This window comes from Bacteroides sp. 224 (assembly GCF_010500995.1).
Lineage (GTDB): Bacteria > Bacteroidota > Bacteroidia > Bacteroidales > Bacteroidaceae > Bacteroides.
The window spans coordinates 50,747-77,186 of sequence record NZ_QVMK01000034.1; the positions used below are offsets into that span (position 1 = coordinate 50,747).

Annotated in this window: 27 protein-coding genes; 16 read left to right on the forward strand and 11 right to left on the reverse strand. The window is 40.0% G+C overall.

Annotated features, from left to right (window positions below):
• Position 1: 1 nt before the first annotated feature.
• Positions 2-1,786 carry an alpha-L-fucosidase gene (locus D0T60_RS14360; protein WP_163218800.1) on the reverse strand — a complete coding sequence of 595 codons (1,785 nt, stop codon included), beginning with the start codon at positions 1,784-1,786 and terminating at the stop codon, positions 2-4.
• A 13-nt stretch (positions 1,787-1,799) separates the two neighbouring features.
• Entirely contained in the window at positions 1,800-2,465 is a 666-nt protein-coding gene (locus D0T60_RS14365) for an HD domain-containing protein (RefSeq protein WP_163218801.1), read from the reverse strand.
• Positions 2,466-2,632: 167 nt separating this feature from the next.
• Here D0T60_RS14365 and D0T60_RS14370 point away from each other — a divergent pair, with 167 nt between their 5' ends.
• The 5 genes from D0T60_RS14370 (at position 2,633) to D0T60_RS14390 (ending at position 6,898) form a co-directional block, all read left to right on the forward strand.
• Positions 2,633-3,562 (forward strand): Rpn family recombination-promoting nuclease/putative transposase, encoded by a 930-nt coding sequence (locus tag D0T60_RS14370; RefSeq protein WP_163218802.1) that lies wholly within the window; start codon positions 2,633-2,635, stop codon positions 3,560-3,562.
• Positions 3,563-3,574: 12 nt separating this feature from the next.
• Entirely contained in the window at positions 3,575-4,480 is a 906-nt protein-coding gene (locus tag D0T60_RS14375; RefSeq protein ID WP_163218803.1) for an Rpn family recombination-promoting nuclease/putative transposase, read from the forward strand.
• A 57-nt stretch (positions 4,481-4,537) separates the two neighbouring features.
• Positions 4,538-4,918, forward strand: a complete 381-nt coding sequence (locus D0T60_RS14380) for a formylglycine-generating enzyme family protein (protein ID WP_370524630.1) — start codon at positions 4,538-4,540, stop codon at positions 4,916-4,918.
• Positions 4,919-5,309: 391 nt separating this feature from the next.
• Complete coding sequence (locus tag D0T60_RS14385) at positions 5,310-6,284, forward strand: LptF/LptG family permease (RefSeq protein WP_163218804.1); 975 nt, start codon at positions 5,310-5,312, stop codon at positions 6,282-6,284.
• A 173-nt stretch (positions 6,285-6,457) separates the two neighbouring features.
• Positions 6,458-6,898: a GNAT family N-acetyltransferase gene (locus D0T60_RS14390; protein ID WP_163218805.1), complete on the forward strand. Its 441-nt coding sequence runs from the start codon at positions 6,458-6,460 to the stop codon at positions 6,896-6,898.
• Positions 6,899-6,908: 10 nt separating this feature from the next.
• Here the strand turns inward: D0T60_RS14390 and D0T60_RS14395 are convergent, their stop codons facing one another.
• The 3 genes from D0T60_RS14395 to hcp all read right to left on the reverse strand — a co-directional run bounded on the left by D0T60_RS14395 (position 6,909) and on the right by hcp (position 10,629).
• Positions 6,909-7,631, reverse strand: a complete 723-nt coding sequence (locus D0T60_RS14395) for a LytTR family DNA-binding domain-containing protein (RefSeq protein ID WP_163218806.1) — start codon at positions 7,629-7,631, stop codon at positions 6,909-6,911.
• A 13-nt stretch (positions 7,632-7,644) separates the two neighbouring features.
• Positions 7,645-8,736 carry a histidine kinase gene (locus tag D0T60_RS14400; protein WP_163218807.1) on the reverse strand — a complete coding sequence of 364 codons (1,092 nt, stop codon included), beginning with the start codon at positions 8,734-8,736 and terminating at the stop codon, positions 7,645-7,647.
• 261 nt (positions 8,737-8,997) lie between these two features.
• The gene (gene hcp / locus D0T60_RS14405) at positions 8,998-10,629 is read right to left on the reverse strand and encodes a hydroxylamine reductase (RefSeq protein ID WP_203558351.1); all 1,632 of its coding nucleotides are present in this window, start codon (positions 10,627-10,629) and stop codon (positions 8,998-9,000) included.
• Between the two features lie 590 nt (positions 10,630-11,219).
• On the opposite strand from hcp, the gene D0T60_RS14410 reads away from it, so the two are divergent.
• Together D0T60_RS14410 and D0T60_RS14415 are read left to right on the forward strand one after the other, a co-directional pair.
• Positions 11,220-12,242, forward strand: a complete 1,023-nt coding sequence (locus D0T60_RS14410; RefSeq protein WP_163218809.1) for a YeiH family protein — start codon at positions 11,220-11,222, stop codon at positions 12,240-12,242.
• A 13-nt stretch (positions 12,243-12,255) separates the two neighbouring features.
• Positions 12,256-13,194: a tRNA-dihydrouridine synthase family protein gene (locus D0T60_RS14415; RefSeq protein WP_163218810.1), complete on the forward strand. Its 939-nt coding sequence runs from the start codon at positions 12,256-12,258 to the stop codon at positions 13,192-13,194.
• A 54-nt stretch (positions 13,195-13,248) separates the two neighbouring features.
• Here D0T60_RS14415 and D0T60_RS14420 read toward each other — a convergent pair whose 3' ends face one another.
• From D0T60_RS14420 to dnaE, 3 genes are read right to left on the reverse strand one after another with little or no spacing between them, the layout of a single operon-like run.
• On the reverse strand, positions 13,249-13,584 hold the full coding sequence (locus D0T60_RS14420) for a hypothetical protein (RefSeq protein WP_163218811.1): 336 nt from the start codon (positions 13,582-13,584) through the stop codon (positions 13,249-13,251).
• Positions 13,585-13,633: 49 nt separating this feature from the next.
• A complete protein-coding gene (gene trxA / locus D0T60_RS14425; RefSeq protein WP_163218812.1) occupies positions 13,634-13,948 on the reverse strand; it encodes a thioredoxin in 315 nt (104 codons plus the stop codon).
• A 56-nt stretch (positions 13,949-14,004) separates the two neighbouring features.
• Positions 14,005-17,805, reverse strand: coding sequence for a DNA polymerase III subunit alpha (gene dnaE / locus D0T60_RS14430; protein ID WP_163218852.1), 3,801 nt, complete (start codon positions 17,803-17,805; stop codon positions 14,005-14,007).
• A 163-nt stretch (positions 17,806-17,968) separates the two neighbouring features.
• On the opposite strand from dnaE, the gene D0T60_RS14435 reads away from it, so the two are divergent.
• The 3 genes from D0T60_RS14435 (at position 17,969) to D0T60_RS14445 (ending at position 19,695) form a co-directional block, all read left to right on the forward strand.
• On the forward strand, positions 17,969-18,658 hold the full coding sequence (locus tag D0T60_RS14435) for a phosphatidylserine decarboxylase family protein (protein ID WP_163218813.1): 690 nt from the start codon (positions 17,969-17,971) through the stop codon (positions 18,656-18,658).
• Between the two features lie 2 nt (positions 18,659-18,660).
• Complete coding sequence (pssA, locus tag D0T60_RS14440) at positions 18,661-19,368, forward strand: CDP-diacylglycerol--serine O-phosphatidyltransferase (protein ID WP_163218814.1); 708 nt, start codon at positions 18,661-18,663, stop codon at positions 19,366-19,368.
• A gap of 66 nt (positions 19,369-19,434) precedes the next feature.
• A complete protein-coding gene (locus D0T60_RS14445) occupies positions 19,435-19,695 on the forward strand; it encodes a DUF4834 family protein (RefSeq protein ID WP_163218815.1) in 261 nt (86 codons plus the stop codon).
• 8 nt (positions 19,696-19,703) lie between these two features.
• Here D0T60_RS14445 and D0T60_RS14450 read toward each other — a convergent pair whose 3' ends face one another.
• Positions 19,704-20,138 carry a nucleoside deaminase gene (locus tag D0T60_RS14450; protein WP_163218816.1) on the reverse strand — a complete coding sequence of 145 codons (435 nt, stop codon included), beginning with the start codon at positions 20,136-20,138 and terminating at the stop codon, positions 19,704-19,706.
• 3 nt (positions 20,139-20,141) lie between these two features.
• Positions 20,142-20,375 (reverse strand): hypothetical protein, encoded by a 234-nt coding sequence (locus D0T60_RS14455; protein WP_163218817.1) that lies wholly within the window; start codon positions 20,373-20,375, stop codon positions 20,142-20,144.
• A gap of 81 nt (positions 20,376-20,456) precedes the next feature.
• On the opposite strand from D0T60_RS14455, the gene D0T60_RS14460 reads away from it, so the two are divergent.
• The 3 genes from D0T60_RS14460 (at position 20,457) to D0T60_RS14470 (ending at position 22,036) form a co-directional block, all read left to right on the forward strand.
• The gene (locus tag D0T60_RS14460; RefSeq protein WP_163218818.1) at positions 20,457-20,822 is read left to right on the forward strand and encodes a YraN family protein; all 366 of its coding nucleotides are present in this window, start codon (positions 20,457-20,459) and stop codon (positions 20,820-20,822) included.
• 151 nt (positions 20,823-20,973) lie between these two features.
• Positions 20,974-21,330: an MmcQ/YjbR family DNA-binding protein gene (locus D0T60_RS14465; RefSeq protein ID WP_163218819.1), complete on the forward strand. Its 357-nt coding sequence runs from the start codon at positions 20,974-20,976 to the stop codon at positions 21,328-21,330.
• Positions 21,314-22,036, forward strand: coding sequence for a biotin--[acetyl-CoA-carboxylase] ligase (locus D0T60_RS14470; RefSeq protein ID WP_163218820.1), 723 nt, complete (start codon positions 21,314-21,316; stop codon positions 22,034-22,036). The genes D0T60_RS14465 and D0T60_RS14470 overlap by 17 nt, the downstream gene beginning before the upstream one ends.
• Here D0T60_RS14470 and D0T60_RS14475 read toward each other — a convergent pair.
• Positions 22,011-22,202 (reverse strand): hypothetical protein, encoded by a 192-nt coding sequence (locus D0T60_RS14475; RefSeq protein WP_163218821.1) that lies wholly within the window; start codon positions 22,200-22,202, stop codon positions 22,011-22,013. The genes D0T60_RS14470 and D0T60_RS14475 overlap by 26 nt on opposite strands.
• Positions 22,203-22,289: 87 nt before the next feature.
• On the opposite strand from D0T60_RS14475, the gene D0T60_RS14480 reads away from it, so the two are divergent.
• From D0T60_RS14480 to frr, 3 genes are all read left to right on the forward strand, one after another.
• A complete protein-coding gene (locus tag D0T60_RS14480) occupies positions 22,290-24,713 on the forward strand; it encodes a Plug domain-containing protein (protein ID WP_163218822.1) in 2,424 nt (807 codons plus the stop codon).
• A 244-nt stretch (positions 24,714-24,957) separates the two neighbouring features.
• Positions 24,958-25,668, forward strand: coding sequence for a UMP kinase (pyrH, locus tag D0T60_RS14485; RefSeq protein ID WP_163218823.1), 711 nt, complete (start codon positions 24,958-24,960; stop codon positions 25,666-25,668).
• A gap of 142 nt (positions 25,669-25,810) precedes the next feature.
• On the forward strand, positions 25,811-26,371 hold the full coding sequence (gene frr, locus D0T60_RS14490) for a ribosome recycling factor (protein ID WP_163218824.1): 561 nt from the start codon (positions 25,811-25,813) through the stop codon (positions 26,369-26,371).
• Positions 26,372-26,440 lie beyond the last annotated feature (69 nt).

A 26,440-nucleotide genomic window follows, 5' to 3' on the forward strand; every position in this document is an offset into this window, starting at 1 on the left:
TTTAATCAGCTATTAACGCCTTCAATGATGAATAAACATACTCTTTTGCATCACCAGTTAGCTGCGTTGGTTGCAATTTAATATATGATGCCTTTATGTTCTTCTCAAAGCGAACATCCTGCTGTATAGGGTTATTCTTTATATTATTAAATATACCATTGCTTATTACCTTCTCCCATTGCTTTCCGTCTGTACTTATATAGAAGTCGTAACGCTGAACAGTCGATACCCGTTCCGATGGGTAAGGTATAAATGAGAAACCGGTCAATGTAGTTTCTTTGCTTAGGCTAACCACAATTGCTTCTTCTTTTCCTAATGCTTTCTTCTCAAATTTTCCGGTATCAAAAGAAGGTATTTCGGGACTATTGAATATCTCCAGATTGCAAAGAACAGGCACAGACAATGATTCGGCAATTTCAATTCTTATTTTGCTTGTAGTAACCAACGGGATTCTTAATATACGTTTATAACCAACTGTTGTTGCCTGCTTTACTTCATCCCATTCTTGAGTCTGCTGATTCCAAACTTTTATATTGAATTTACTAATTCGCTGTCCCAACGGAATGTACTCTTGCAACAAAATGCGGTTAAACGTTTTCTCACCATTCAATGTAACCTCTATTGCTGCCGAGGTAATGCCATCGTCTGTAGTCCAATAACTGTTTTTGTTTCCATCCAAAAGATTTGCAGGCGCATAAGCTTTACTGTTTCCTCTTACATTATCTGCAATAATGGTTGCACCTTTAGCCAGATTATTGGCAAAAGAGATGTCTCTCAACTCTTTGAACTCCATAAGTCTTGCCGAATCTGTGGGATGTATCCGCCCTCTTCTGTCGGGTGGTACATTCAGTAAGAGGTTGGCATTTCTTCCCACCGACGAATAATAAATATCCATCAAGCGCTCTGCCGATTTTACTTTATCGTCTGTTTCGGGGCTATAAAACCATCCCGAACGAATAGAAACATCTACTTCCGCAGGTATCCACTTGGCACCATTTGCTTGTCCTTCATTCAGAATTGTTGCGTTGGGGGCGCCATGTCCCGGAGTAAAACCTTCAACATCCATCTTCGACCAGTTGGTTTCTCCCATGTATCCCCTTTCGTTACCCATCCAACGACACCCCGGACCTATATCACTGAATATAATGGCGTGCGGCTGATGGTTATATACAGTTTCATGATACAAATCCCAATCGTAAACTTGCTTCGAGGTTCCATCGGTTGCACCATCGAACCATTGCTCGAATACGTGTCCATAACCCGACAATACCTCATCAAGAGTATTAGCAAATATCTGATTATATTCGGAGGTACCGTAAGCCGGATGGTTTCTATCCCAGGGAGAAAGGTATACGCCAAACAGCAATCCATGTTTTTTGCATGATTCCGACAACTCTTTCAGCAAATCTCCTTTCCCATCTTTCCATGAGCTTTCGCGCACTGTATGTGTGCTATATTTACTGGGCCACAAACAAAAACCATCGTGGTGTTTTGCAGTAATGATAATGCCTTTCATACCAGCGGCTTTAGCGACAGATGCCCATTGATCGGTATCAAGGTGTGTGGGATTGAAGACCTTGGGGTCTTCGCTACCATCTCCCCACTCCACATTGGTAAATGTATTAGGACCGTAATGAACAAACATATAGTACTCTAACTCCTGCCATGCTTGTTGATGCTTTGTGGGGGTTGGCTCAAGTTTTTCGGGTGGAGCTACTTCCGAACAAGAGGCTCCTATTAATAGCAGGGTGGCTAATGCGGTTAGATTTTGTTTAAATGTTTTCATATCTCAATCTTCTTTACAGCATCATACTATTATTTATATTCAGCTTAAACTTTAGCCCCAGAAACTCGGCTGCTTTGCGAGACAATAACATACGCCCCAGGAATATCTCAAAATAATCCATCACGGAACAGATTTCGGTATCAATGGTAAGGCAAAGCGTAATTGTTTTTGCCTCTATGTTTAAACTTATATCTGCTTTCTCTACGGCATAGTTCACCCGATCGTGAATATCTGTTTGTATGGTTTCCAGACTACGAACGCGACTACGACGTACATCCGTTTTATCTGCAATGATAAGAGCTGCAGCCACGGCGTTCACAGGATAAGCGGTAGCCTCATCATGATTACCAATGGCAGTAATAACAGCGGCGGTATCTTTAGGGTCCATACCCATTTTATCTAACAAGCGGAAAGCCATGATAGCTCCACTCTGTGCATGATCTACCCGGTTTACCACATTGCCTATATCGTGCATAAAGGCAGCGATTCTTGCTAATTCTACTTCATGAGGATCATAACCCAAGTCTTCCAAAAGATTTCCGGCTACTTCGGCACACTTCGTGGTATGTGCAAAACTATGCTCTGTATATCCCAATGCTTCAAGAGAGGCATCTGCTTGTTTTATATAGGTTCTTATTTCCTCTGAATGTTTTATATCTTCGAATGTAATTCTGCTCATCTAAATATATTCAATTATGCTTTATGATACAAAGGTAGTGCATTTCCTTCTGTTTTTACGTATGATTCATTGGTTACAAGCGGAATAAGCTGTTAAATCTTTATTATAGCTCTTGAAAATCTGCCGAATTTCATGTAAGTTTGTTGTCGCAACTAACAACTAAAGTCATGGGAAGCGAAGGACTCATAGAAAAATACATTAACCCCTATACCGATTTCGGGTTTAAAAAGCTGTTTGGAACCGAACTTAACAAGGATTTGTTAATCAGTTTTCTGAATTCGTTGTTGCCCGACGGACAGGTTATTAAAGATGTAACCTACCTCAATGCCGAGCAACTTGGTACATTGGAAGCCGACCGACGCGCCGTATTCGACGTTTATTGCGAAAACGAACAGGGGGAGAAGTTCTTGGTAGAGATGCAAAAAGGCGAACAACAATTCTTTAAAGACCGTAGCATATTTTACACCACATTCCCCATTCGCGAACAAGCTATGAAAGGCAGAAGTTGGAATTATGAGTTGAAAGCAGTGTACACTGTTGGTATACTTAACTTCGCATTCGATAATAAAAACAACGATTACTTTCACCACGAAGTAAAGTTGGTAGATATGGGCTCTCAGGAAGTGTTCTATGATAAACTAACACTCATTTACCTGGAAATGCCCAAGTTCAACAAAACAGAACATGAGTTGGAAAACATGTTCGACAAATGGATGTTTGTACTCCGCAACCTCTCCAGATTGATGGAACGTCCGGCTGCCTTGCAAGAACGCATATTTACCCGCCTGTTCGAAGCGGCCGAAATAGCTCGCTTCAACCGCCAGGAGTTGGTAGAGTACGAAGACAGTTTGAAGAATTTTCGCGATTGGTACAGTGTAATGGAAACATCGCTGAATAAAGGACGAGCGGAAGGATTGGCGGAAGGAATTGAGAAGGGCTTGGCGGAAGGGCTTGAAAAGGGCTTGGCAGAAGGGCTTGAAAAGGGACGAACAGAAGGCGTTCTTGAAGTTGCCCGCAAAATGAAATCCAATTCAATTCCTTTACAAACAATTCAAGAACTAACAGGATTATCTTTGGGGGAAATAGAAAAGTTATAATAAACTAAAGTCATGGGAAGCGAAGGACTCATAGAAAAATACATTAATCCCTATACCGATTTCGGGTTTAAAAAGCTGTTTGGAACCGAACTTAACAAGGATTTGTTAATCAGTTTCCTGAATTCGTTGTTGCCCGACGGACAGGTTATTAAGGATGTAACCTATCTCAATGCCGAGCAACTTGGTACATTGGAAGCCGACCGACGCGCCGTATTCGACGTTTATTGCGAAAACGAACAGGGAGAGAAGTTCTTGGTAGAGATGCAAAAAGGAGAACAGCAGTTCTTTAAAGATCGTAGCATATTTTACACCACATTCCCCATTCGCGAACAAGCTATGAAAGGCAGAAGTTGGAATTATGAGTTGAAAGCTGTATACACTGTTGGCATACTTAACTTCGCATTCGACAATAAAAACAACGATTATTTTCACCACGAAGTAAAGTTGGTAGATATGGGCTCTCAGGAAGTGTTCTATGATAAACTAACACTCATTTACCTGGAAATGCCCAAGTTCAACAAAACAGAACATGAGTTGGAAAATATGTTCGACAAATGGATGTTTGTACTCCGCAACCTCTCCAGATTGATGGAACGACCGGCTGCCTTGCAAGAACGCATATTTACTCGCCTGTTCGAAGCGGCCGAAATAGCTCGCTTCAACCGCCAGGAGTTGGTAGAGTACGAAGATAGTTTGAAGAATTTCCGCGATTGGTACAGTGTAATGGAAACATCGCTGAATAAAGGACGAGCGGAAGGATTGGCGGAAGGAATTGAGAAAGGCTTGGCAGAAGGGCTTGAAAAGGGACGAACAGAAGGCGTTCTTGAAGTTGCCCGCAAAATGAAATCCAATTCAATTCCATTACAAACAATTCAAGAACTAACAGGATTATCTTTTGGGGAAATAGAAAAGTTATAATAAACTAAAGTCATGGGAGGCGAAGACTCATAGAAAAACACATTAACCCCTATACCGATTTCGGGTTTAGAATGGGAATATGCAGCTCGCGGAGGAAACAAAAGCCAAGGATATAAATACAGCGGTAGTCACAGTGTCTCTAATGTTGGTTGGTATACAGATAATAGCAACAACACTACTCACGCCGTAGGCACCAAAAGCCCGAACGAATTGGGTATTTATGATATGAGTGGAAATGTATGGGAATGGTGTGCCGACTGGTATGGTGCTTACAGTAGCAATGCACAAACTAATCCTAAAGGTTCTGATACAAGTGATTTCCGGGTGAATCGCGGCGGTAGCTGGTACTACGATGCGAAGTATTGTCGTGTTTCGTTTCGCGACCTCAACACTCCCAACTCTCACTACTACGACCTGGGCTTTCGCTTGGCCCTTTAGGTTACTATTAGGCATCCCTCTCTGTTCTAAGTTAAACCATGAGTTGTGTAAAGGGCGAGCGAGGAAAGAGCGAAGACAAGAACAAAACGAATATTAATAAATTCAATTCCTTTACAAACAACTCAAGAACTAACAGGATTATCTTTGGAGGAGATAGAAAAGCTAATTATGCGCACCACTTTTACCCTAATCAAACTTCGACAATTGGATACTTAGCAAGGAAAATCCTCCTGGACTTACCGCAGGTTTCCCTAAGACTTGCTAGTAGTATGCCTTAGACAATCTTGTGGTAAATCCAGAAGTAAATTGCAATCATAAAAGCAGAGAAAATGTGTTCTATATAAACTATTACTATATCTTTGCAGCCTGTTTAAATTCAACCAACACATTTATGAAAGATATCTTCACCCGCCGTTTTTGGAAATACTTTATTATTACCTTCTTTCTAGTACTCATCCTCAGTGCTTTGGGAGTTGGCAACCGTTATATAGATTTGTTTATAGCTAACTCCACACCATTTAAAACACTTGCTAAACTATGCGCATGTATAGCTCTGGGAATAATTCCCGCAGCATTGTGCATTTCCACAGCATTGGCTACATTCATATCCTTTAGAAATCTGCCGGCAAACATAAAGGCAATAGGTATTTTTAGGAAGTTTGGTATTGGATTGTTGTGTTTCTTTCCTTTGGCTGCCGCTATTTATTGGTTTGATCTCGACATTCAGCCCCGCTTTCAAACAGATGCAATGAAGATACTTTGGGAAGTTAAAAATGGCCGTCCTTTTCTTGCGGTAGACGACAAACCCTTAGAATACCCCGATTTCAAAAACCACATTCTAAAACTATGCACTAAAAACGATCTGTATTTTCGCTTGGATTCACTCAAAAATCAATGTGGCGAATTGAGAGAAGAATGCAGCAAACTACTTATTCAACTGCCCGACACTGCTGCCAACAAAGCCTACGAGGCTTATCAACTCAAATGGTTGGGTGTAGACTACCAACATGCGCCATCCCCTGTAACGATAAGCAAGGATAGTGTAATTCACATTCAACAATATGAACTATTCGACACTTCCGAGCAGCTATACAAAAGTAAGATTGAACATCTATTGCATACATCCGAGTACTACAAACGAATGTTGAATGCAATGGTATTATTATTGGAATTTCTAATCTTTTCCATCTTGGGCTATCTATCCCGAAAGAAAACGATAAAGAATATTCTGGGTATACTTGCCATTATCATAATGGCAGGGCTATTTGTTCGCTCAGTAACAAACCTTGGAGAACACTATGCAGAAACAGCACGCATAGGAATGAAGGCATACAAAAGAGATATAATCCATCAGGAGTTTAAATAGGAATCACTTCACAACCTTTTTGTATACAACATAATCAGAAATACTCTCGAAAGAGTTGTCCGGTATCAAATCCATGTGCACCATCTATACGAATAGTATAGTTCAGTGAATAAAAATAAACTATCTTTGGGAAGAAATAGAAAAGTTATAGCGTTATTATATCAATATAAATCATGAAACTACATCGTCCCTCTTCCAACGACTTCGCTGAAATCACAACTGTGTGGGAAGCTTCCGTACGTGCTACTCACACCTTTCTATCCGAAGAAGATATTGCTTTCTTCAGACCATTGGTTCTTAATGAGTATCTTAAAAACGTCAATCTTTACTGTCTGAAAGATGAAGAAGGCGCCATTATCGCCTTTATGGGCATTGCCGAAAATAACCTGGAGATGCTCTTCATTCACCCCGATCAGCGAGGTAAGGGGTTGGGGAAATATTTGGTAAATTACGCCACCACACAACTGGGCATAGATAGCGTAGATGTAAATGAACAAAACGAACAAGCTGTTGGCTTTTACTATAAAATGGGATTTGAAGTAGTTTCACGAGATGAAACAGACGGAATGGGCAAACCATTTCCTATTCTTCATTTAAGATTGAAAGACATTTAATAACAGGCTCTTACAATCGCTTCTTTTTCCTCAATACCTTTTCCATAAACAACTCTCTGAAGTTATTCCCAATCAGAATTTCATTTCCTTTGATGTACACACTATTGTTGTCAAAGGAGTGAATATGTTCCATATTAATAATATATGATTTACTCACTCGCAGAAAAGTGTCCGAAGGTAATTCCTCGTATATATTTTTGAGGTTCATGCGAGCAATCAGGCGTTGGTTATCACATTGAATAATCGAATAATCTTTCAATCCTTCAATAAACAATATGTCTTTGTACTCTACCTTGAAAAACTTCCGATCGCATTTAATGAAAAGGAAATCATCCTCTATGGTTTCTATATTATCTTTCTTATCTCCCCCTTCAAGCAAAAGAGAATGATAAGAAATTGCTTTGTTTACAGCCTTTTGGAAGCGTGGTAGTTCAATGGGCTTTACGAGATAATCAATAACGTCGATATCATAACTTTCGGCAGCATACTCAGTATAAGCAGTGGTGAAAATCACAAGGGTACGATCCGACAAAGAGCGGGCAAACTCCAAGCCCGTCATTTTAGGCATCTGGATATCCAGAAAAACAAGATCCACAGGGTTCTCGTTCATAAAACGGGCAGCAGAAGCCGCACTATTGAACATACCCAAAAGAGTAAGCTCTCCGGTTTCTTCAATCAATATCTCCACAGCACGCCGGGCAAGTGGTTCGTCATCTACAATAATACAATTCATGCCTCAGGCTTCTTCATACTTCTTCATTAAAATAAAGGGTTAGAGCAATGATATGCCCATCGGGAATAATAAAGGGAGGAGGAAGCACTTGCAATGAATAGGTCTTTCCAAATAGAAAATCAAGGCGCTGCCTGATGGTGATGAAAGACTCATTATGGCTCTCGATAGGTAAATCTGTTACACAGGTAAAAAGGAGTTTCTCTTCATCTACGTTGAAAGTCAAAGATAGATTTGCATATTTGTCCGGATGTTCTATTCCACTTATCAACAATTGGATAAATGGAGTAAAGAGCAAAGGCGGAACAAGTGTGCAAGATATATCACCTTGTGTATTAATCTCATAACTCAACTGTTTGTTGTATAATTGTTCTAATTTGAGGTAATCGCTCACAAATAGTATTTCCGAACTGAGGAAAACTTCGTTGCGATTGCTGTCATAGAGTTGATAACGAAGCAGTTTGCTGAACTTCATTAAGGTAACAGATGCCTCTGTCGTATTCGTTTCACCTATCTGAGCAATACGATGTAAAGTGTTATATAAAAAACCAGGATTCACTTGCTGTTTCAAATGCTCCACTTCGGTTTTGAGGTGTTCTTTCTCTAATTGTTTGGCACGCTGATTATCTGTGATCCAATAACGCAGCAGGAGGGTAACCGAGCAACCGGTAAAGGCGATGAAACAGAGAAAATAATTACCGAACAAATCAAGTATCAGTACATAGTTATTGTTAAAGTTATAGGTAGGTTCCGGATCAATCTCCATGGCAGCATAAGCCCTATTTTCCAGATAAAACTGAAGGATAAGAATAATAAAAATAAGCAGCGCCAATAAGAGGAAATAAGTTAAGTATCTTTTCGTTAGCAGATACCGAGGCATAAGGAAATAAAGATTGAAATAACTCGGTAACAGATAGGTGAAAAATATACCGGCAGCATAACAAATAAATAATGGAGCAGTACAAACCTCGAAATAATCATAAGGAATTGCATAATTCAGTGCAATACTCAACAACACAAAGACTAATATAATATGCCTTAAAGCTCTGTACTTTCTGTCTATCAACAGCTTGTACAGTATTTCGTGATTATCTTTTTGCTCTGCCACCGGTATATTTTATTTAGAATTCTAATTTCAGTCCATCAATATAGGGTGTGCGAATGTAGAGAAATAGTAATTACGAAAATTAAAAAGTAGACGAAAATCCAAAATAAGAATACGAAAACATTCTTTTTCATATCCGTATCTTTTAGTTCTTTATTAGATAACACAGCCTACCAGGTATTAGTTTACCCATTGAAGAAAAATCCTCCCAAAGGAAAGCCTTCAAGAGGATTCTTCAACTTCAAGTATAGAGTATTTAATTGATTATCCTAAAAAAATCTTCATATCCTCATCTACCGTGGTAATTCCTCTAATACCAAAATTGTCGATTAGCACTTTGGCAACATTCGGCGAAAGGAATGCAGGCAGTGTAGGCCCTAAGTGGATATTCTTCACTCCTAAAGAAAGCAGAGCCAGAAGAACAATTACTGCCTTCTGTTCATACCAGGCAATATTATAAGCTATCGGAAGTTCATTTACATCATTCAGTTCAAATACTTCTTTCAGTTTCAAAGCTATCAACGCCAACGAATAGCTATCGTTACATTGTCCGGCATCCAATACACGTGGAATTCCACCTATATCACCCAATGGTAGTTTGTTGTAACGGTATTTGGCACATCCTGCTGTAAGGATAATCGTGTCTTTTGGAAGTTTATCGGCAAACTCCGTATAGTAGTTGCGATTCTTCATACGTCCGTCGCAACCTGCCATTACGAAGAATTTACGGATAGCACCCGATTTTACGGCATCAACTACCTTATCTGCCAACGCAAATACCTGTTCATGAGCAAAACCTCCGATGATCTCTCCCGTCTCAATTTCGGTAGGGGCTTTGCAGCGTTTGGCATGTTCAATCAGCTTGGAGAAGTCTTTCGCTTGTCCTTCTTTGCGGTCTTCAATATGTGCGAATCCGCTAAACCCGGAAGCACCTGTGGTATAAACCCGGTCGGAATAAGTAGAGGTGGAACGGGGAGGTACGATGCAGTTAGTGGTAAATAGGATAACACCGTTGAATGATTCAAAATCTTCATTCTGACGCCACCATGCACTACCATAGTTACCTGCGAAGTGCTTGTACTTCTTAAATGCGGGATAATAATGAGCCGGAAGCATTTCGCTGTGTGTATAAACGTCTACACCTGTACCTTCGGTTTGTTCCAATAAGTCTTGCATATCGCGCAAGTCATGCCCGGATATCAATATAGCCGGATTATTACGGACACCGATATTTACTTTGGTTATTTCCGGGTTGCCATAAGTAGAAGTATTAGCCTTATCGAGTAGAGCCATTGTTTTTACACCGTATTCTCCACATTTAAGAACCAATGCTGTTAACTCATCTACAGAAAGCTCCTGAGTGGTAGCCACCAAGGATTCTTGTATAAAGGTTTGGATAGCATCATCGTCAAAGCCCAGATTAACAGCATGTTCTGCGTATGCGGCCATCCCTTTTAATCCATATTTGAGCAATTCACGTAAAGAACGTATGTCTTCGTTTTCTGTTTTAAGAACTCCAACCATAGCAGCCTTTGCCTCCATTTCTTCCAACGTATTTCCTCGCCAAGTCATACAATCGCAATCGACAGTGATGCTTCCCGCCTCTGCAGCAAGCTTATCGCGTAAGGCGATAGCTTCCTGAATGCGAGTTACAAAACGCTCTTTATCGAAATTGGCATTGGTTATTGTCATAAAGAGCGACTCCATCACAAAGTGATTGGTCTTTGCCGATACCTCAACCCCTTTTTTACGCATTTCTACTGTATAACAAGAAATACCCTTTAACAGGAATATCAATAAATCCTGCAAGTTAGCCACATCGGAAGTTTTTCCGCATACACCTTTCAAAGTACAACCTTTGTTTTGTGCTGTTTCCTGACATTGATAGCAAAACATGTTCATCTTTTCTTTAATTTTAATTTGTTAGTAATCAGTTTTCTTCTATTATTTCTCTTTGTATATTATATAATAACTTTTTTACGGGAACTTTGTTTAATGTCTGTTCCCTGCACCTCGTCTATCATATCAGCTTTTTTAAACACTTGAGTTTCTTTGTCACTATCTAATTTCGGACAAACTATGGCTAAAGTGTAATTACGCATAAAGTAATTGTGAAGTAAAGGAAGTTACATAGTTATTTATTTCTTACAGTCTTTCTTCTCATTAATCTTCTCCAATTATTCTTTTGCAAACATACAGTGATATGGAGACATAATCTGTAACATTTGTTACACTCGTCAAATCTATTATGTGGTTGAGTCTGCGTGTGGTGACTTGCCAGCCCCGGGCTGCGCTTCGCTGACCCGGGGTTATGCACATCTCACCCCTATCGGGGTGATTGCTGAAGTATGAATTATTTCTGAACACTTATCAAAAACAGAAGGTGATTTGTCTACGAAACAGGAATCAGCCGATAATACAAAAATGTATAAACACGATAACATATTCATATATAATGCTTAGCTTTGTGAGCTAAAAGAAAGAACATGACTAAAAAGAAAGCAAACACCATTCATGGTGTACTGTTTGTGGCTTTATTTGCCTGCGCTGCATTTTATATTTCAGATTTTAAGGCATTGCAATACCTATCCTTCAGTCCACTGATTATCGGTATCATTATCGGGATGATTTATGGAAATACATTAAAAAAGAATATGCCCGATGAGTGGCTTCCCGGTATCACTTTTTCATCTAAGAAGCTTTTGCGGCTCGCTATCATTTTATATGGTTTCAGGCTTACTTTTCAGAATGTGATATCAGTAGGTCTTTCGGCTATCGTAGTGGATGTTATCATTATTGCAAGTGTATTAATTCTTGGGCTTTTATTAGGTAAGCTTCTAAAGATAGATAAGGAAATATCCCTGCTTACCAGTACCGGTAGCGCAATATGTGGTGCAGCCGCTATTTTAGGTATGGAACCGGTATTGAATAACAAGCCTCATAAAACAGCGATTGCGGTATCTACTGTTGTTATTTTCGGCACCATCTCGATGTTCTTATACCCCATACTTTACAGAAACGGATGGCTCGACCTTAACGCCCAGCAATGGGGACTCTATACCGGTGCCACCGTGCACGAGGTAGCGCATGTAGTTGGAGCAGGAAATGCAATGGGCGAAAGCATATCCGAAGTAGCTATCATTGTAAAAATGATCCGGGTAATCTTTCTGGCTCCTGTTTTGTTAATCTTCGCACTCATCATTGCTCAACAGGCCAAGCGAACAGCAGGCGGCGGCCAAAGTAGCATCAAAATAGCGGTGCCCTGGTTTGCATTCGGCTTCATTGCCGTCATTGGTTTTAATTCGTTGAATCTTTTGCCGCAAGTTGTAGTGGATGGCATCAATTATATAGATACATTCTTACTCACCATGGCTATGACTGCCTTAGGGATGGAAACTCACTTAAAGAAATTCAAAGAGGCAGGTGCTAAACCTTTCCTATTAGCCTTTATCTTGTTTTTATGGCTGTTGGTTGGGGGGTATTTTGTGGTAAAGTGGGTATCGTTTTAATACCACCACACCCATGCATTACATCACTCTCCCTATTCATTTTGCTCCATTACAGGGATATACAGATGCCATCTATCGCCATGCACATGCATTTAGCCTTGGTGGTATAGATCATTATTATACTCCTTTTGTGAGAATAGAGAAGGGAGAATTCAGAAACAAAGACCTCAAAGATATAATACCCGAGAACAATAAAATATCTTCCCCGGTTCCTCAACTAATTGCCGCAGAACCGGAGGAAATGAAAAGGATTGTTACTCTCTTTATAGAAAATGGATATCGAGAGATTGATATCAATCTGGGTTGTCCTTTTCCCTTAATTGTTAAGAAGAAAAAGGGTTCGGGGCTTCTACCTTATCCGGAGCAAGTGAAAGAACTGCTATGTACTGTGCAGCAATTTCCAGACATCCGGTTCTCCGTTAAAATGAGATTAGGTTTACATTCGGCCGAAGAAAGTATAAACTTGCTTCCGATATTGAACGACATACCTTTAAAACACATCACCCTGCACCCTCGACTGGGGATTCAGCAATACAAAGGGGAGGTTGACCTAAAAGGATTTGGCTTGTTTTATGAGCAATGCAATCATCCATTAATCTACAATGGAGATATTAAATGTATTGAAGATATTCAGAGAATACAGCAACATTACCCTAAACTTTCGGGAGTAATGATCGGCAGAGGCCTATTAACCAATCCCGCGCTGGCACTGGAATACAAGGAGGGTAAACAACTTACTGTTGAAGAGTTCAAAGAAAAGATGAATCGAATGCACCAATATGTGTATGAACATTATCGCAATCGCATCGAAGGTGGAGATGCGCAACTTCTCAACAAAATGAAAACGTTCTGGGAATACCCTTATCCGGAATTAGACAGAAAAGTAAAGAAGAAAATTCAGAAATGTACCAGATTGACTGATTATGAGGAAATAGTTGGCAGTACACTATAAATAAAGCCCGACTTTTCAGCCGGGCTTCCATTTATTTTCGAGTTTTACAGGACCTTAGTCTATCTGTCCTAAGGAGTTTCCGTATTCCATTTCTCCTTGTACAATGAACAAGATTTCTTCCGGATCATATTCACCCATTTCGTCCTTTTTTGCTTCATTAACGATATATTCAACCACTTGTTCCAAATCGAGATTCACATATCCCTCTTCGTCAGGTTCGGCGTCCAGTATACCACTTTCTGCATAATATTCGTCCATTAGATCCAGGAAGTAGCAAAATTCATCATTGGTGAACTTCTCTTTCAATTCCTGGGGCAAATAGTTCTTGATGTACTCGATGGTCTTTTCGTCATCGGCATCATTTAGTAAAAAGTCTTCTTCCTGTCCCATAAAACTATCTGTTTTTTTAGTTACTAAAGGATTCACTCCTTTATCTTACTTATACTAAAGAGTCTATTTTTCCTTTATACACATTCTTTGCAGCAGCACCTACTTGCTTATCCACTACTTCGCCATTTTTAATAAAAAGTACAGTAGGGATATTACGGATGCCATAAGTAGCCGGAAGATCGGGGTTTTCGTCAATATCACATTTGCCGATGATTGCTTTTCCTTCGTATTCCGCTGCTAATTCTTCAATTACAGGACCTACTTGCTTACAAGGTCCACACCATGGAGCCCAAAAGTCGATAACAACTAATTTTCCTTCATTCAATAAACCTTCTACATTGCTGTCGGTAATTTCTAATGCCATATCAATTTCTATTTTTAGGTTAGTATTCTATGTTACTATATTCTATACAAAGATAATCAATTTATACGATATTCAAGTTCCGAATGCTCTTTTAAGTAAGAAACAAGCTCATTTCCTACAGAAAGCTTCACCGGACGTGACACAAAGTCAATAGTCCCCCCTTGATGGTCGTCCGGATCTTGTATCCTGAAACAGAGTTCGGCATTGCCCGGAGAGCTCTGTATTATGGAAGCTAAATCGGCTACAAGTGCTGTATTTAAAGAAGGCAGTGGAATGGTGATGGTTATCTTTTCAATCAGTTTTTCTTTCACATCGGAAAGCAATTCAATAGAACCTACTTTAATTTCCATTTCATTGGCATTCCACTGTTTGGGTTGGCATTTGGCTCGCATAAACAAAAAGCGACCTTCCTGCATATAGTTCTGGAAGTTAATCCAATCCTGCCCAAAGAATGCCAGCTCGGCCGAACCGGAGTAATCTTCCACACGGGCAATTCCGTACGGACTTCCTTTTTTAGATATCCCCTGACGCACACCTATCACAATGCCTCCCATGGTGATGTCTCTGGTTTCCAGCGCACTTCTGTCGGCAAGTTCAATCATTTTAGTGTTGCACACATGCTCAAGCACAATTTCATATTCATCCAACGGATGGGCAGAGAGGTAGATACCAATTAATTCTCTTTCTTTATTCAATCTTTCCAGATCGTTCCAACGCTCTGCCTGTGGTATTTCGGGAGTAGCCACATCTATCACATTTTCACCTCCAAAAAGAGAGTTGGCAGCTACAGATTTATCTGTTTGGTACTTATTTCCATACCGCATCAGTGTTTCAAGAAAGACATCTCCTTTGGAATTGGCAGCAAAATACTGCTCTCTTTTCATCTCGGGGAAACTATCGAAAGCTCCGGCCAAAGCCAGGTTTTCCATATTCTTTTTATTGCAGGCATTCAGGTTGACGCGTTGCACAAAATCGAAGATACCTTTAAAAGGACCATTCTCACGGCGTTCATCTACAATACATTGTACTGCATTCTCTCCTACTCCTTTCACGGCTCCTAATCCGAAGCGAATGTTTCCTTCTTTATTAACAGTAAATTTCAGGTTACTTTCATTCACATCCGGCCCCAACACTTCCATGTTCATAGACTTACACTCGTCCATGAACTTAGTGATTTCCGTAATGTTCGAAATATTTCGACTCATAACGGCAGCCATATATTCGGCCGGATAATTGGCCTTCAGGTAAGCCGTTTGATAAGCTACCCAAGAATAGCAAGTAGCATGTGATTTGTTAAACGCATAAGAAGCAAACTTTTCCCAGTCGGCCCAGATCTTTTCCAATACTTTTGGGTCGTGCCCATTCGATTTTCCACCTTCGATAAATTTGGGCTTCATCTGATCCAGCTTATCACGCAGCTTCTTACCCATAGCTTTACGCAGGGCATCAGACTCTCCACGAGTGAAGTTACCCAACAGACGAGACAAAAGCATGACCTGTTCCTGATATACCGTAATTCCATAAGTATCTTTCAGGTAGGTTTCCATAACCGGAATATCATAGATAATAGGCTTCCGACCGTGCTTACGTTCAATAAAGTCGGGAATATAATCCATAGGTCCCGGGCGATAAAGCGCGTTCATCGCAATCAAGTCTTCGAAGGTAGAAGGTTGCAACTCCCGCAGGTATTTCTGCATCCCGGCAGACTCAAACTGGAATGTTCCCACTGTTCTCCCTTCACTATATAATTGATAAGTGGCGGGGTCTTCAATGGAGATGTTCTCCATATCAATGGTTTCTCCGGTACGCAAACGGATATTCTCAACCGCTTCTTTAATGATGGACAAAGTCTTTAGTCCCAAGAAGTCCATCTTAATCAGTCCGGTATCTTCAATCACGGAGCCTTCATACTGGGTTACCAGCATTTTCTCTCCGGTTTCTTTATCGTCGGCGGTACTTACGGGTACCCAATCGGTGATATCGTCTCGACAAATAATGATACCACAGGCATGTACACCTGTACCACGCACATTCCCTTCCAGTATCTTGGCATACTTAATGGTATCTCTGACTAAAGGATCGGGAGATGCTTCGGCGGCTTGCAATTCCGGCACATAATCAATGGCGTTTTGCAGATTTACTTTTTTATCGGGTATTCGGTCGGGCACCAGCTTGGTTAACCTGTCAGACTCCGATAATGGCAATTTCTGTACGCGGGCTACGTCTTTCAAAGACATCTTGGTAGCCATCGTGCCATACGTAATGATATGAGCTACTTTCTCATATCCATATTTTTCTGTTACCCAACGCAAAACTTCCCCTCTACCATCATCATCGAAGTCGATATCAATATCGGGCAAAGAGATACGGTCGGGATTAAGGAAACGTTCAAACAGCAAATCGTATTTAATTGGGTCAATCAATGTAATTCCCAAACAATAAGCCACGGCAGAACCGGCAGCAGATCCACGCCCGGGACCTACGGAAACGCCCATATTACGTGCGGCGGCAATGAAATCCTGTACAATTAAGAAGTAGCCGGGGAAACCCATTGTTTTCATAATGTGAAGTTCGAAAACCAAACGTTCTTTCACTTCGGGTTCTAACGGATCGCCATATTTGCTCTTAGCCTTGTCAAAAGTTAATTTAGCCAGATAATCACCTTCCAATTTGATACGGTATAGTTTTTCGTAGCCTCCCAAACTGCTGATCTTGGCATGTGCATCGGCTTCGCTCAATACTACCTGCCCGTTTTCATCGCGGGTAAATTCATTGAATATATCTTCTTCCGTATATTTTTGCCTGTACTCTTCTTCCGTACCAAATTCTTCGGGAATCTCGTACTGGGGCATGATAGGCGGATTATCAATAGTATAGTATTCTACTTTATCGCAAATTTCGGTTGTATTGGACAGTGCTTCGGGAACATCCGCAAAGAGTTCATTCATTTCTTCGCGGGTCTTCATCCACTCCTGCTTGGTATAATACATACGTTTGGGGTCGTCCAAATCTTTTCCTGTACTAAGACAGATTAAGCGGTCGTGCGCCTCGGCATGTTCTTCGTTCACAAAATGCACGTCGTTGGAACAGATCAACTTTACGTTGTGCTTTTTGGCAAGTTCTATCAGGTGCTTGTTGACATGCTGCTGCAATGGATAAGCTTCATGGTTGGCATTCGGAACGGTGGCTCTATGGCGTTGAAGTTCCAGGTAATAATCGTCGCCAAACAGATTCTTATACCATTGAATGGCTTCTTCTGCCTCCTCATATTGTTCGTTGGTAATGCGCTTGGGTACTTCTCCTCCTAAACAGGCGGAACAAATAATCAAACCTTCGTGATATTTCTCCAATTCATTCCGGTCGGTACGTGGACGCATGTAATAACCATCTGTCCAAGCTTTGGATACAAGTTTAATAAGGTTATGATATCCGGTTTTATTTTTAGCAAGCACCACTAAGTGATATCCGCTTTGATCGGTCTTTCCTTCTTTCTTGTCCATGGTTCTCCGAGCCACATACATTTCGCACCCGATGATGGGTTTAAAGAGTTTGGCTTCGGTTTCTGCCAATTCTGTTCGAAGAGCGGCCAATTGTGCTTCTTTATCTTCGCCTTCCGTTTCGTTTTTCTCCAAGTCGGCAATTTGCTTTTTCAGCCCTTTAATTGCCTTGTTAGTACCCCCGTTTTTCTTCGATACATAGTCATAGAACTCCTTGATTCCAAACATGTTACCATGATCGGTAACAGCGATTCCCTTCATCCCGTTTTTCATCGCTTTATCGACCAATGCGCTTACGCTGGCCTGACCGTCTAACAAAGAATATTGGGTGTGAACATGTAAATGAACAAAATCTTGCATAGTGTGAAGCTCCTTCTTTTTTGAGTTCATAAAGTTACTACCTACGCCACGACTAACAAAGATTATTCTCTAAAAGTTATCAACAAACTTCATTTATACCTTAATTACTTGTTATATTTTTAAAATAGCTCTATTTTTGCCGATAATTCATTAAAGGAAAAACATGGGTAGACGATTAAAAAAACTAAGAAAGATTAGAATACATCACGAAGGAACAGAACTTTTAATAGTCTCCTGTTTATTACTACTCTTACTGAATGCTATGTTATACTATGCATTCGAATGCAAAATCGCTTTCTATATTATAGCTACCACCAGTATTGTACTGTACTCTTTGTTGGTGAACTTCTTTCGATGCCCCATTCGGGTATTTGAGCAAGACACAGAGAAGATTGTAGTTGCTCCTGCCGATGGTAAGATTGTAGTAATCGAAGAAGTAGATGAACATGAGTACTTTCACGATCGTCGTTTGATGATCTCCATCTTTATGAGTGTAGTTAATGTACACGCTAACTGGTATCCCGTAGACGGCGTTGTGAAAAAGGTTGCTCACCATAATGGTAAATTCCTGAAAGCATGGCTCCCAAAAGCCAGTACGGAAAATGAGCGTTCTACTGTAGTGATTGAGACTCCCGAAGGAGTAGAGGTATTGACACGCCAGATAGCCGGAGCTATGGCACGCCGCATTGTTACATACGCCAAGGTAGGCGAAGAATGTTATATCGACGAGCACATGGGATTCATTAAATTCGGTTCTCGTGTGGATGTATACCTCCCATTAGGTACAGAAGTCCATGTAACAATGGGACAGCTGACTACTGGTAATCAAACTGTTATCGCAAAACTTAAATAAAAATGGCCAATACCATCACCCGCTATATACCTAACACCATTACTTGCCTAAACCTTTTTTCCGGGTGTATTGCCTGTGTCATGGCATTTGAAGCGAATTATTCGCTGGCATTTCTTTTTATCATATTCAGCGGTATATTCGATTTCCTCGATGGCATGCTGGCCCGTGTATTGAATGCACCTTCTGCTATTGGCAAGGAACTGGATTCACTGGCCGATGATATCAGCTTCGGCGCTGCCCCTGCTTTTATAATTTTCAGTTTATTTAAAGAAGTTCATTACCCTGCTTTCATGGAAGGAATAAGTGCTTATGTTCCTTATTTCGCTTTTGTTATCGCGGTATTTTCTGCCTTAAGATTGGCTAAATTCAATATAGATGAACGCCAAACAGAATCTTTTGTGGGACTTAACACTCCATCTAATGCTTTTTTCTGGAGTTCGCTGGTGGTAGGCAATCATGCTTTCTTAACTTCTACACAATTCAACGCTATATACTTAATCATTCTGGTGATTATCTTCTCGTTGCTGTTGGTTTCCGAGATCCCGATGTTTGCATTTAAATTTAAATCATTCACCTGGCAGGAAAATAAAATACGTGTTCTCTTTTTAGTTGTTGCCATACTGCTTATCGTCTTTCTGGGTATAAGCGGAATCGCAGCAAGTATGGTTTGGTACATTATACTTTCATTAATTACGAATAAAAAGAAGTAGGCCTGCAACTATATCTGGCATACTTATTGTTTTCTATTTATTCAAAACAAAAAAACATTTAATTCAATGGGAGGAGTATTATTAACTTTTCTATTCATCATCTTCGTTATATTCGTATTCGGTTTATCCATTATCCGTAATATACTCCGTTTTTTATTCGGATTTGGAGGGCGTTCTTCATCTTCCTCTCAACAATCGGGAAGTTCTCAAGGGCAAACCAGACAAAAAGTCAGTAACCCTTCTCCTAAAAAGAAAAAGTTATTCGATGATAATGAAGGAGAGTATGTTGAATTCGAAGAGGTTAAAGAAGAAGAAGAAGAGAATTAAAATCTTTATCAACGTTTAGACCGAAAGAAATCTTTCATTATTTGTCCACATTCCTCTGCCATCACTCCACTTACTACAACGGTTTTAGGGTGTAATGCCTCTGGTGCATAAGCCTGATATCCTCTTTTTTCGTCTGCTGCACCAAACACCAGCTTTCCCAATTGCGACCAGGCAATGGCTCCGGCGCACATCACACAGGGCTCTACTGTTACATAAAGAGTACATTCGTTCAGGTATTTTCCACCAAGTACATTGGCTGCCGCAGTAATGGCTTGCATCTCGGCATGGGCAGTTACATCGGTCAGTGTTTCCGTTAGGTTGAAAGAGCGGGCAATGATACGTTCTTTGCAAACCACCACAGCACCCACCGGCACTTCTCCTTTTGCTTTGGCTTTGTCGGCTTCCAGCAAGGCTTGTTTCATAAAGTATACATCATCCAGCATAGATCAGCGGCGCATATCATGTTCTTCGAAAAGTGTGGGATAATCTTCGTCCATGCTTTTATGGATTACAGAGAGTATCGTTTCGCGAAACCAACGGGATTTATTTGATATCTTGTATTTAGCCAGATAACGATCTATAATCCGTTGCTCCTCTTCACTGAGTAAACAAGTCATCCTCAACTGTCTTTTTGTCTCAGTTGACGATGATTTTGCACATATCCGATCTCTCTTTTTCATATCTTCCGCAAAATTACTTTTACTTCTTGAATATCAAAAAATAAAAAGCGTAAATTTGCAAAAAACACACTAAATGTATATATGGCAGAGCATAATGACTTAGGACAGGCAGGAGAAGACGCTGCCGTTGAGTACTTAAAAGAGCATAACTACACCATTCGTCACCGCAATTGGCGAAAGGGAAATCTGGAGCTGGATATCGTAGCCGCCAAAGACGACGAGCTGGTGGTTATTGAAGTGAAAACACGTAAAAGCACGTTGTTCTCGTTACCACAAGAGGCGGTTAATGCCCAAAAGATAAGAAGAACGGTAATAGCTGCAGATACATATATGAAGTTCTTTGGTATTGATAGCCCTGTACGGTTCGATATTATATCGGTAGTGGGTGATGCTGGGAATTTTAAAATAGAACATATTAAGGAGGCGTTTTATCCGCCTATTTGGTAAATACTTAATTGTATTACTTTTAAACCGCAGAGTTACGCAGATTAACGCGGAGTATTATTACGAGAATAAATTAAAAACTCTGCGTTAATCTGCGTAACTCTGCGGTTCAAAAAAGTAATTACAATAGAAATTAAAAGATTAGCAATAATTTATGAACATAGAAACAGCCAGAGAATATTGCCTAAGTAAAAAGGGAACTACCGAATCATTTCCTTTTGACGATACTTCGCTTGTAATTAAAGTGATGGATAAAATGTTTGCACTGATTGATCTGGAAAGCGCAAACAAGTTATCGCTGAAATGCGATCCTGAATACGCCATTGAGTTGCGCGAGAAATACAATGCCATTGAGGGTGCTTATCACTTCAACAAAAAATATTGGAACCAAGTTTCCTTCAATAGTGATGCCGATGATGCACTTATCAAATCATTGATTGATCACTCTTACGAAGAAGTAATCAAGAAATTTACCCGAAAACTAAAGCAGGAATATGATTCACTTGACTGAAACAGATTCTACCAGCAACTACCTGAATACACTTTCGCAAAAGGAGCAGCTCGAGGAGTTTACTGTAGTAATGGCAGACTTTCAAACGGCAGGCAAAGGCCAACGAGGCAACTCCTGGGAAGCGGAAGCAGGCAAGAATTTACTTTTCAGCTTCATTATGTACCCCCACTTCTTGCCAATTCGTGAGCAGTTTCTATTATCCAAAATGGTTTCACTTGCTATCAAGGAGACATTAGAAGATTATGCTGCCGACATTTCCATCAAATGGCCGAATGATATTTATTGGAAGGACAAAAAGATTTGCGGCATACTGATCGAAAATGATTTATTAGGTTCTACCATTGAGAAGAGTATTGCAGGAATCGGTATTAACATTAACCAGGAATTGTTTCAAAGCCCTGCTCCCAACCCGGTTTCTTTGCAACAAATCACCGGGAAAGTTCATTCGATAGAGAAAGTTCTTGCTTCAGTGATGGAAAAGGTTCAGGAATACTATAAATTACTGAAAAATGGTGATAAGGAAGCAATTAATACTCGCTATCATCGGGCGCTCTTCCGCAGAGTGGGGTATCATTTGTATTCGGACAAAGAAGGTGTATTCCACGCACGAATCCGAACTGTGAAAGATACCGGAATACTCGTATTGGAAGATAACGAAGGACGCGAGAGGGAATATGCGTTCAAGGAGGTAAGTTCCCATCTGTAGCTCTCTTTACCTTCTCTATCTTTTCCAAAATCAGTTTAGCTTCCTGAGAAGAAAATTGTTGCACCACATTGAGCAAATGAGCCTGCGCTTTTGTATAGTCTGTAATATATACCTCGGATAATCTATCTCTATAATAATAGGTTCCCTGTTCTACTATAGAAGACAATTTAAACACATTATTGTTCAGGCAAACAACGCACTTATTCTTTTTTTATTTATATTTACGCAAACTAACTATCTACATGAAAAACGAATGAGAATAAGAACCTTTTTTAGTCTGATGATTTTAACCTGCTTTCAGGCTTATGCTCAAACAAATATAGAACAACTAAAAGAACAAGTTCAAACAAACGCAATCAAACAATTAGCACTTTATCCGCAAGAAAAAATATACCTGCATACCGATAGGGAATATTATATTCCGGGAGATACAGTGTGGTTTAAAGCGTATACAGCAGATGCTTTTACAAATGAGTACTGCGAACGAAGCCGTTTTGTGTATGTAGAGTTAATTAACTCTTCAGCAAGTGTTATCAAAAGAGTAATGCTTCCTCCACGAAAGAGTTTATTTTTTGGCAATATTGCACTTTCAGAAGAACTATCCAAAGGGTATTACACTATATGTGCTTACACTCGCCACATGGAAAATCTGGGAGAAGATTACTTCTTCAAGAAAGAAATCTACATTGGAGAGGCACCTGTTAAAGATGCAACCAATGAAACACCCACCCAAAAAGAAAAGAAGAAAACTGATCCTATTGATTATGAAGTCTCTTTCTTTCCGGAAGGAGGCAATTTATTGGAAAACATATTTAGTAAAGTAGCATTCAAAGCACTAAATGCAAAAGGAATTCCGGAAGAGATTCATGGGCAAGTTCTTGATGGTACTACAGGAGAAGTCATAGCAAAAGCAGAAACTTTCCATCAAGGAATGGGTACTTTCTCTTTTGCACCTCTGCCGGGAAGAAACTACTTTTTGGAATGTAGTAATAAGGAGGGAGTCAGTAAACGCTTTCAACTACCCACCCCATTATCTAACGGACATACGCTTTCCTGCATCCTGCGAGATGAGCATATTTATATCAGCAAACACCATGCAGGAAATATCAACCCTAATGATACTCTCTATTTGTTAGCCCATATAAAAGGTAAGCCTTATTATTTTGATATTTGGGACACCAAGAAGTCATATATCCAATTTAACAATAAGATATTTCCTGCCGGCATCATTCAGTTTATTCTCTTTGATTCAGCTATGCACCCAATAAGCGAACGACTTGTATTTTGCAAGAACACGGAATTGGCAGATGTCACCTTCCAAGCCAATAAGAAATCTTATACTAAAAGAGAACAGGTTTCTATTCAATTAAATATCAAGAATAGTTTAAATATACCTTTAAAAGGAAGTATTTCCGTAGCAGTAACAGACGATAAAGATATTCAACTGAACACAACATCAGAATCTATATTAAGCTGCCTGTTGTTAACATCCGAACTAAAAGGATATATTGATGCCCCCGGATATTATTTTGAAAACGACAGCATAAACCGTACGCTGGCTTTAGATCATTTAATGTTGACGCACGGCTGGAGAAGGTACAACATACCGGAAGTAGCAAAAGGAAACTTCGAAATCCCGGAAATACCTTTTGAAGGCAAGAAAAAAATTACGGGGCAAGTGAAACATATTCTATTAAATACGCCTTTAAAGGATGCTAAAATCACAGTACTAACTGCACCTTTCAACTTTAGTTTCTTAGACACAGACTCCGTAGGACGTTTTTCCACAAATTCGGAAAAACGAGACAGTACCGTTTATTTCATACAAGCTACCAGCAAAAAAGATAGCAAGCAGGCAAAGCTGATTCTCGATAAAGAAACATTTCCCAATATCAGCAGCATTCCTTATAAGGCTCCTTTACTCGAAATAAAAGATACAGTTGCAATGGTTAGTAATTTCCTCCAAAAGGCAAATCAACGTATTCAGTATGAGGAATATATAAAAAGCATTCATTTAGATGAAGTAAAAATCACTGCAAAAAGAAAAGGAAAAGAGGTTATGTTTTCTGCCATAGCAGACCAATCTATAAGCAAAGATGAACTACTAAATTCGGGTGCTAAAAGTATTGCAGATATATTAATAGCAACTCCGGGAGTATTAGGAGTATCCGGAGATAAAGTTTACATTAAAAACCACGAGAAGCCGGCATTAATCCGAATTGACAATCAAGATTTTAGCACTTATGACTCAGGTGTCCCCCGATGGAAAAGACTTCACGTTTCCACAGTAGAGCGCATTGATATATTTACAGGTAATAACACAACATTCTTTGGTCCGGAAGGAGATCATGGTGTAATCAACATTACCACCATACAGCCCGGAAGGTATCTTCAAACCGCAACCATGCCCAATCAAACATTAACAACCCCTCTGGGTTTTCAGAAATATATGGAATTTTACTCCCCCAAATACGATACTTATGAAAATAGAATCAACAACATTCCGGATTACCGAACTACCATCTATTGGAAACCGGATATTATCACCAAAGATGATGGCAACGCCGAATTCAACTTCTATACTTCCGACTTCCCTACAACCTATACCATCGTTATCGAAGGATTATCGGTATATGGGGATATTATCCGGAAAATAGAAAAGATTGTTGTAAAATAGAAGGGGGTTCCTATGCCAGTTTTTGCCACGCCTGCGGCAAAGTTTTGTCACGGCCGTGGCAAAAACTTGTTGCGGCCGTAGCAAAATACTGTTGCGGCCGTGGCAAAAACCCGTAACGGCCGTGGCAAAATCTTCTAAAGCAATCAAAAAGATGCCACAGTAGAAATTTATTCAATGAAGATTGAGTAAAATCGGTTAGTTGATGCTATTTTTGCATAAACTAAATGACAATAACCTGTAAAGTATGGTAAAGTATAAAAGAATTCTTCTGAAATTGAGCGGAGAAAGCCTGATGGGCGAGAAACAATATGGCATAGACGAAAAACGTCTGGCTGAATATGCCAACCAGATTAAAGAGATTCATGAGTTGGGTGTTCAAATCGGTATCGTAATCGGAGGTGGCAATATTTTTCGTGGATTAAGCGGTGCCGACAAAGGTTTCGACCGAGTGAAGGGCGACCAAATGGGTATGTTGGCTACTGTAATCAACAGTCTGGCTCTTAGTTCCGCGCTTGGATCGGCCGGAGTAAAATCACGTGTACTCACTGCTGTACGTATGGAACCTATCGGAGAGTTTTACAGCAAATGGAAAGCCATAGAAAATATGGAAGCCGGTGAGGTTGTTATCATGTCTGCCGGTACAGGTAATCCTTTCTTTACTACAGATACGGGATCTTCATTACGCGGCATTGAAATAGAAGCCGACGTTATGCTGAAAGGAACACGGGTAGATGGTATCTATACTGCTGATCCTGAGAAAGATAAAACAGCCACCAAATTTAAAGAAATCACTTACGATGAAATCTATAATCGGGGGCTCAAAGTAATGGATCTAACCGCCACTACCATGTGCAAAGAAAACAATCTTCCCATTGTAGTGTTTGATATGGATACCGTTGGTAACCTCAAGAAAGTTATCATGGGAGAAGAGATAGGAACACTGGTACATAATTGAGTTTGAGTTTATAGTTTGGAGTTTATAGTTTTAAGTTTTGAGGATGTGTGTTTTTTTAATTACTTTGCATCTCATAACTATAACCCCCAAACTATAAACTCAAAACTGTAAACTCCAAACTATAAACTTAAAACTCAAAAATATGATAGACGTAAACAATTGCATCAACGAAGCCCAAGAGAAAATGGATATGGCCATTATGTATCTTGAAGAATCATTCGCACACATCCGTGCAGGTAAGGCTAACCCCAGAATCCTCGATGGCATCAGGGTTGATTCTTACGGAAGCATGGTACCTATAAGTAATGTTGCTGCCGTAACCACTCCCGACGCTCGCAGTATTACCATCAAACCATGGGACAAGAGCATGTTCAGAGTGATAGAAAAAGCAATTATAGACTCTGACTTAGGCATTATGCCCGAGAATAATGGCGAAATTATCCGCATAGGTATTCCTCCTCTAACCGAAGAACGCCGTAAACAACTTTCCAAACAGTGTAAAGGAGAAGCCGAAACAGCTAAGGTGAGCGTTCGCAATGCTCGTCGCGATGGTATCGATCTTATCAAGAAAGCGGTGAAAGAAGGACTTTCTGAAGATATGGGAAAAGACAATGAAGCTAAACTTCAAAAAGCACACGACAAGTATATCAAGAAAGTAGACGATATGCTGGCAGAAAAGGAAAAAGAAATCATGACTGTTTAGTCCACCTCAAATATAAGGAATGAACACAGAAGCACAGAGACACAGAGAATTATTTTCAACGAAATGAAA

Excerpts from the sequence above, each read along its gene's own strand:
- D0T60_RS14360 (WP_163218800.1), bottom strand. The coding sequence starts at position 1,786 with ATGAAAACATTTAAACAAAATCTAACCGCATTAGCCACCCTGCTATTA.
- D0T60_RS14365 (WP_163218801.1), bottom strand. The coding sequence starts at position 2,465 with ATGAGCAGAATTACATTCGAAGATATAAAACATTCAGAGGAAATAAGA.
- D0T60_RS14370 (WP_163218802.1), top strand. The coding sequence starts at position 2,633 with ATGGGAAGCGAAGGACTCATAGAAAAATACATTAACCCCTATACCGAT.
- D0T60_RS14375 (WP_163218803.1), top strand. The coding sequence starts at position 3,575 with ATGGGAAGCGAAGGACTCATAGAAAAATACATTAATCCCTATACCGAT.
- D0T60_RS14385 (WP_163218804.1), top strand. The coding sequence starts at position 5,310 with ATGAAAGATATCTTCACCCGCCGTTTTTGGAAATACTTTATTATTACC.
- D0T60_RS14390 (WP_163218805.1), top strand. The coding sequence starts at position 6,458 with ATGAAACTACATCGTCCCTCTTCCAACGACTTCGCTGAAATCACAACT.
- D0T60_RS14395 (WP_163218806.1), bottom strand. The coding sequence starts at position 7,631 with ATGAATTGTATTATTGTAGATGACGAACCACTTGCCCGGCGTGCTGTG.
- hcp (WP_203558351.1), bottom strand. The coding sequence starts at position 10,629 with ATGTTTTGCTATCAATGTCAGGAAACAGCACAAAACAAAGGTTGTACT.
- D0T60_RS14410 (WP_163218809.1), top strand. The coding sequence starts at position 11,220 with ATGACTAAAAAGAAAGCAAACACCATTCATGGTGTACTGTTTGTGGCT.
- D0T60_RS14415 (WP_163218810.1), top strand. The coding sequence starts at position 12,256 with ATGCATTACATCACTCTCCCTATTCATTTTGCTCCATTACAGGGATAT.
- D0T60_RS14420 (WP_163218811.1), bottom strand. The coding sequence starts at position 13,584 with ATGGGACAGGAAGAAGACTTTTTACTAAATGATGCCGATGACGAAAAG.
- trxA (WP_163218812.1), bottom strand. The coding sequence starts at position 13,948 with ATGGCATTAGAAATTACCGACAGCAATGTAGAAGGTTTATTGAATGAA.
- dnaE (WP_163218852.1), bottom strand. The coding sequence starts at position 17,805 with ATGCAAGATTTTGTTCATTTACATGTTCACACCCAATATTCTTTGTTA.
- D0T60_RS14435 (WP_163218813.1), top strand. The coding sequence starts at position 17,969 with ATGGGTAGACGATTAAAAAAACTAAGAAAGATTAGAATACATCACGAA.
- pssA (WP_163218814.1), top strand. The coding sequence starts at position 18,661 with ATGGCCAATACCATCACCCGCTATATACCTAACACCATTACTTGCCTA.
- D0T60_RS14445 (WP_163218815.1), top strand. The coding sequence starts at position 19,435 with ATGGGAGGAGTATTATTAACTTTTCTATTCATCATCTTCGTTATATTC.
- D0T60_RS14450 (WP_163218816.1), bottom strand. The coding sequence starts at position 20,138 with ATGCTGGATGATGTATACTTTATGAAACAAGCCTTGCTGGAAGCCGAC.
- D0T60_RS14455 (WP_163218817.1), bottom strand. The coding sequence starts at position 20,375 with ATGAAAAAGAGAGATCGGATATGTGCAAAATCATCGTCAACTGAGACA.
- D0T60_RS14460 (WP_163218818.1), top strand. The coding sequence starts at position 20,457 with ATGGCAGAGCATAATGACTTAGGACAGGCAGGAGAAGACGCTGCCGTT.
- D0T60_RS14465 (WP_163218819.1), top strand. The coding sequence starts at position 20,974 with ATGAACATAGAAACAGCCAGAGAATATTGCCTAAGTAAAAAGGGAACT.
- D0T60_RS14470 (WP_163218820.1), top strand. The coding sequence starts at position 21,314 with ATGATTCACTTGACTGAAACAGATTCTACCAGCAACTACCTGAATACA.
- D0T60_RS14480 (WP_163218822.1), top strand. The coding sequence starts at position 22,290 with ATGAGAATAAGAACCTTTTTTAGTCTGATGATTTTAACCTGCTTTCAG.
- pyrH (WP_163218823.1), top strand. The coding sequence starts at position 24,958 with ATGGTAAAGTATAAAAGAATTCTTCTGAAATTGAGCGGAGAAAGCCTG.
- frr (WP_163218824.1), top strand. The coding sequence starts at position 25,811 with ATGATAGACGTAAACAATTGCATCAACGAAGCCCAAGAGAAAATGGAT.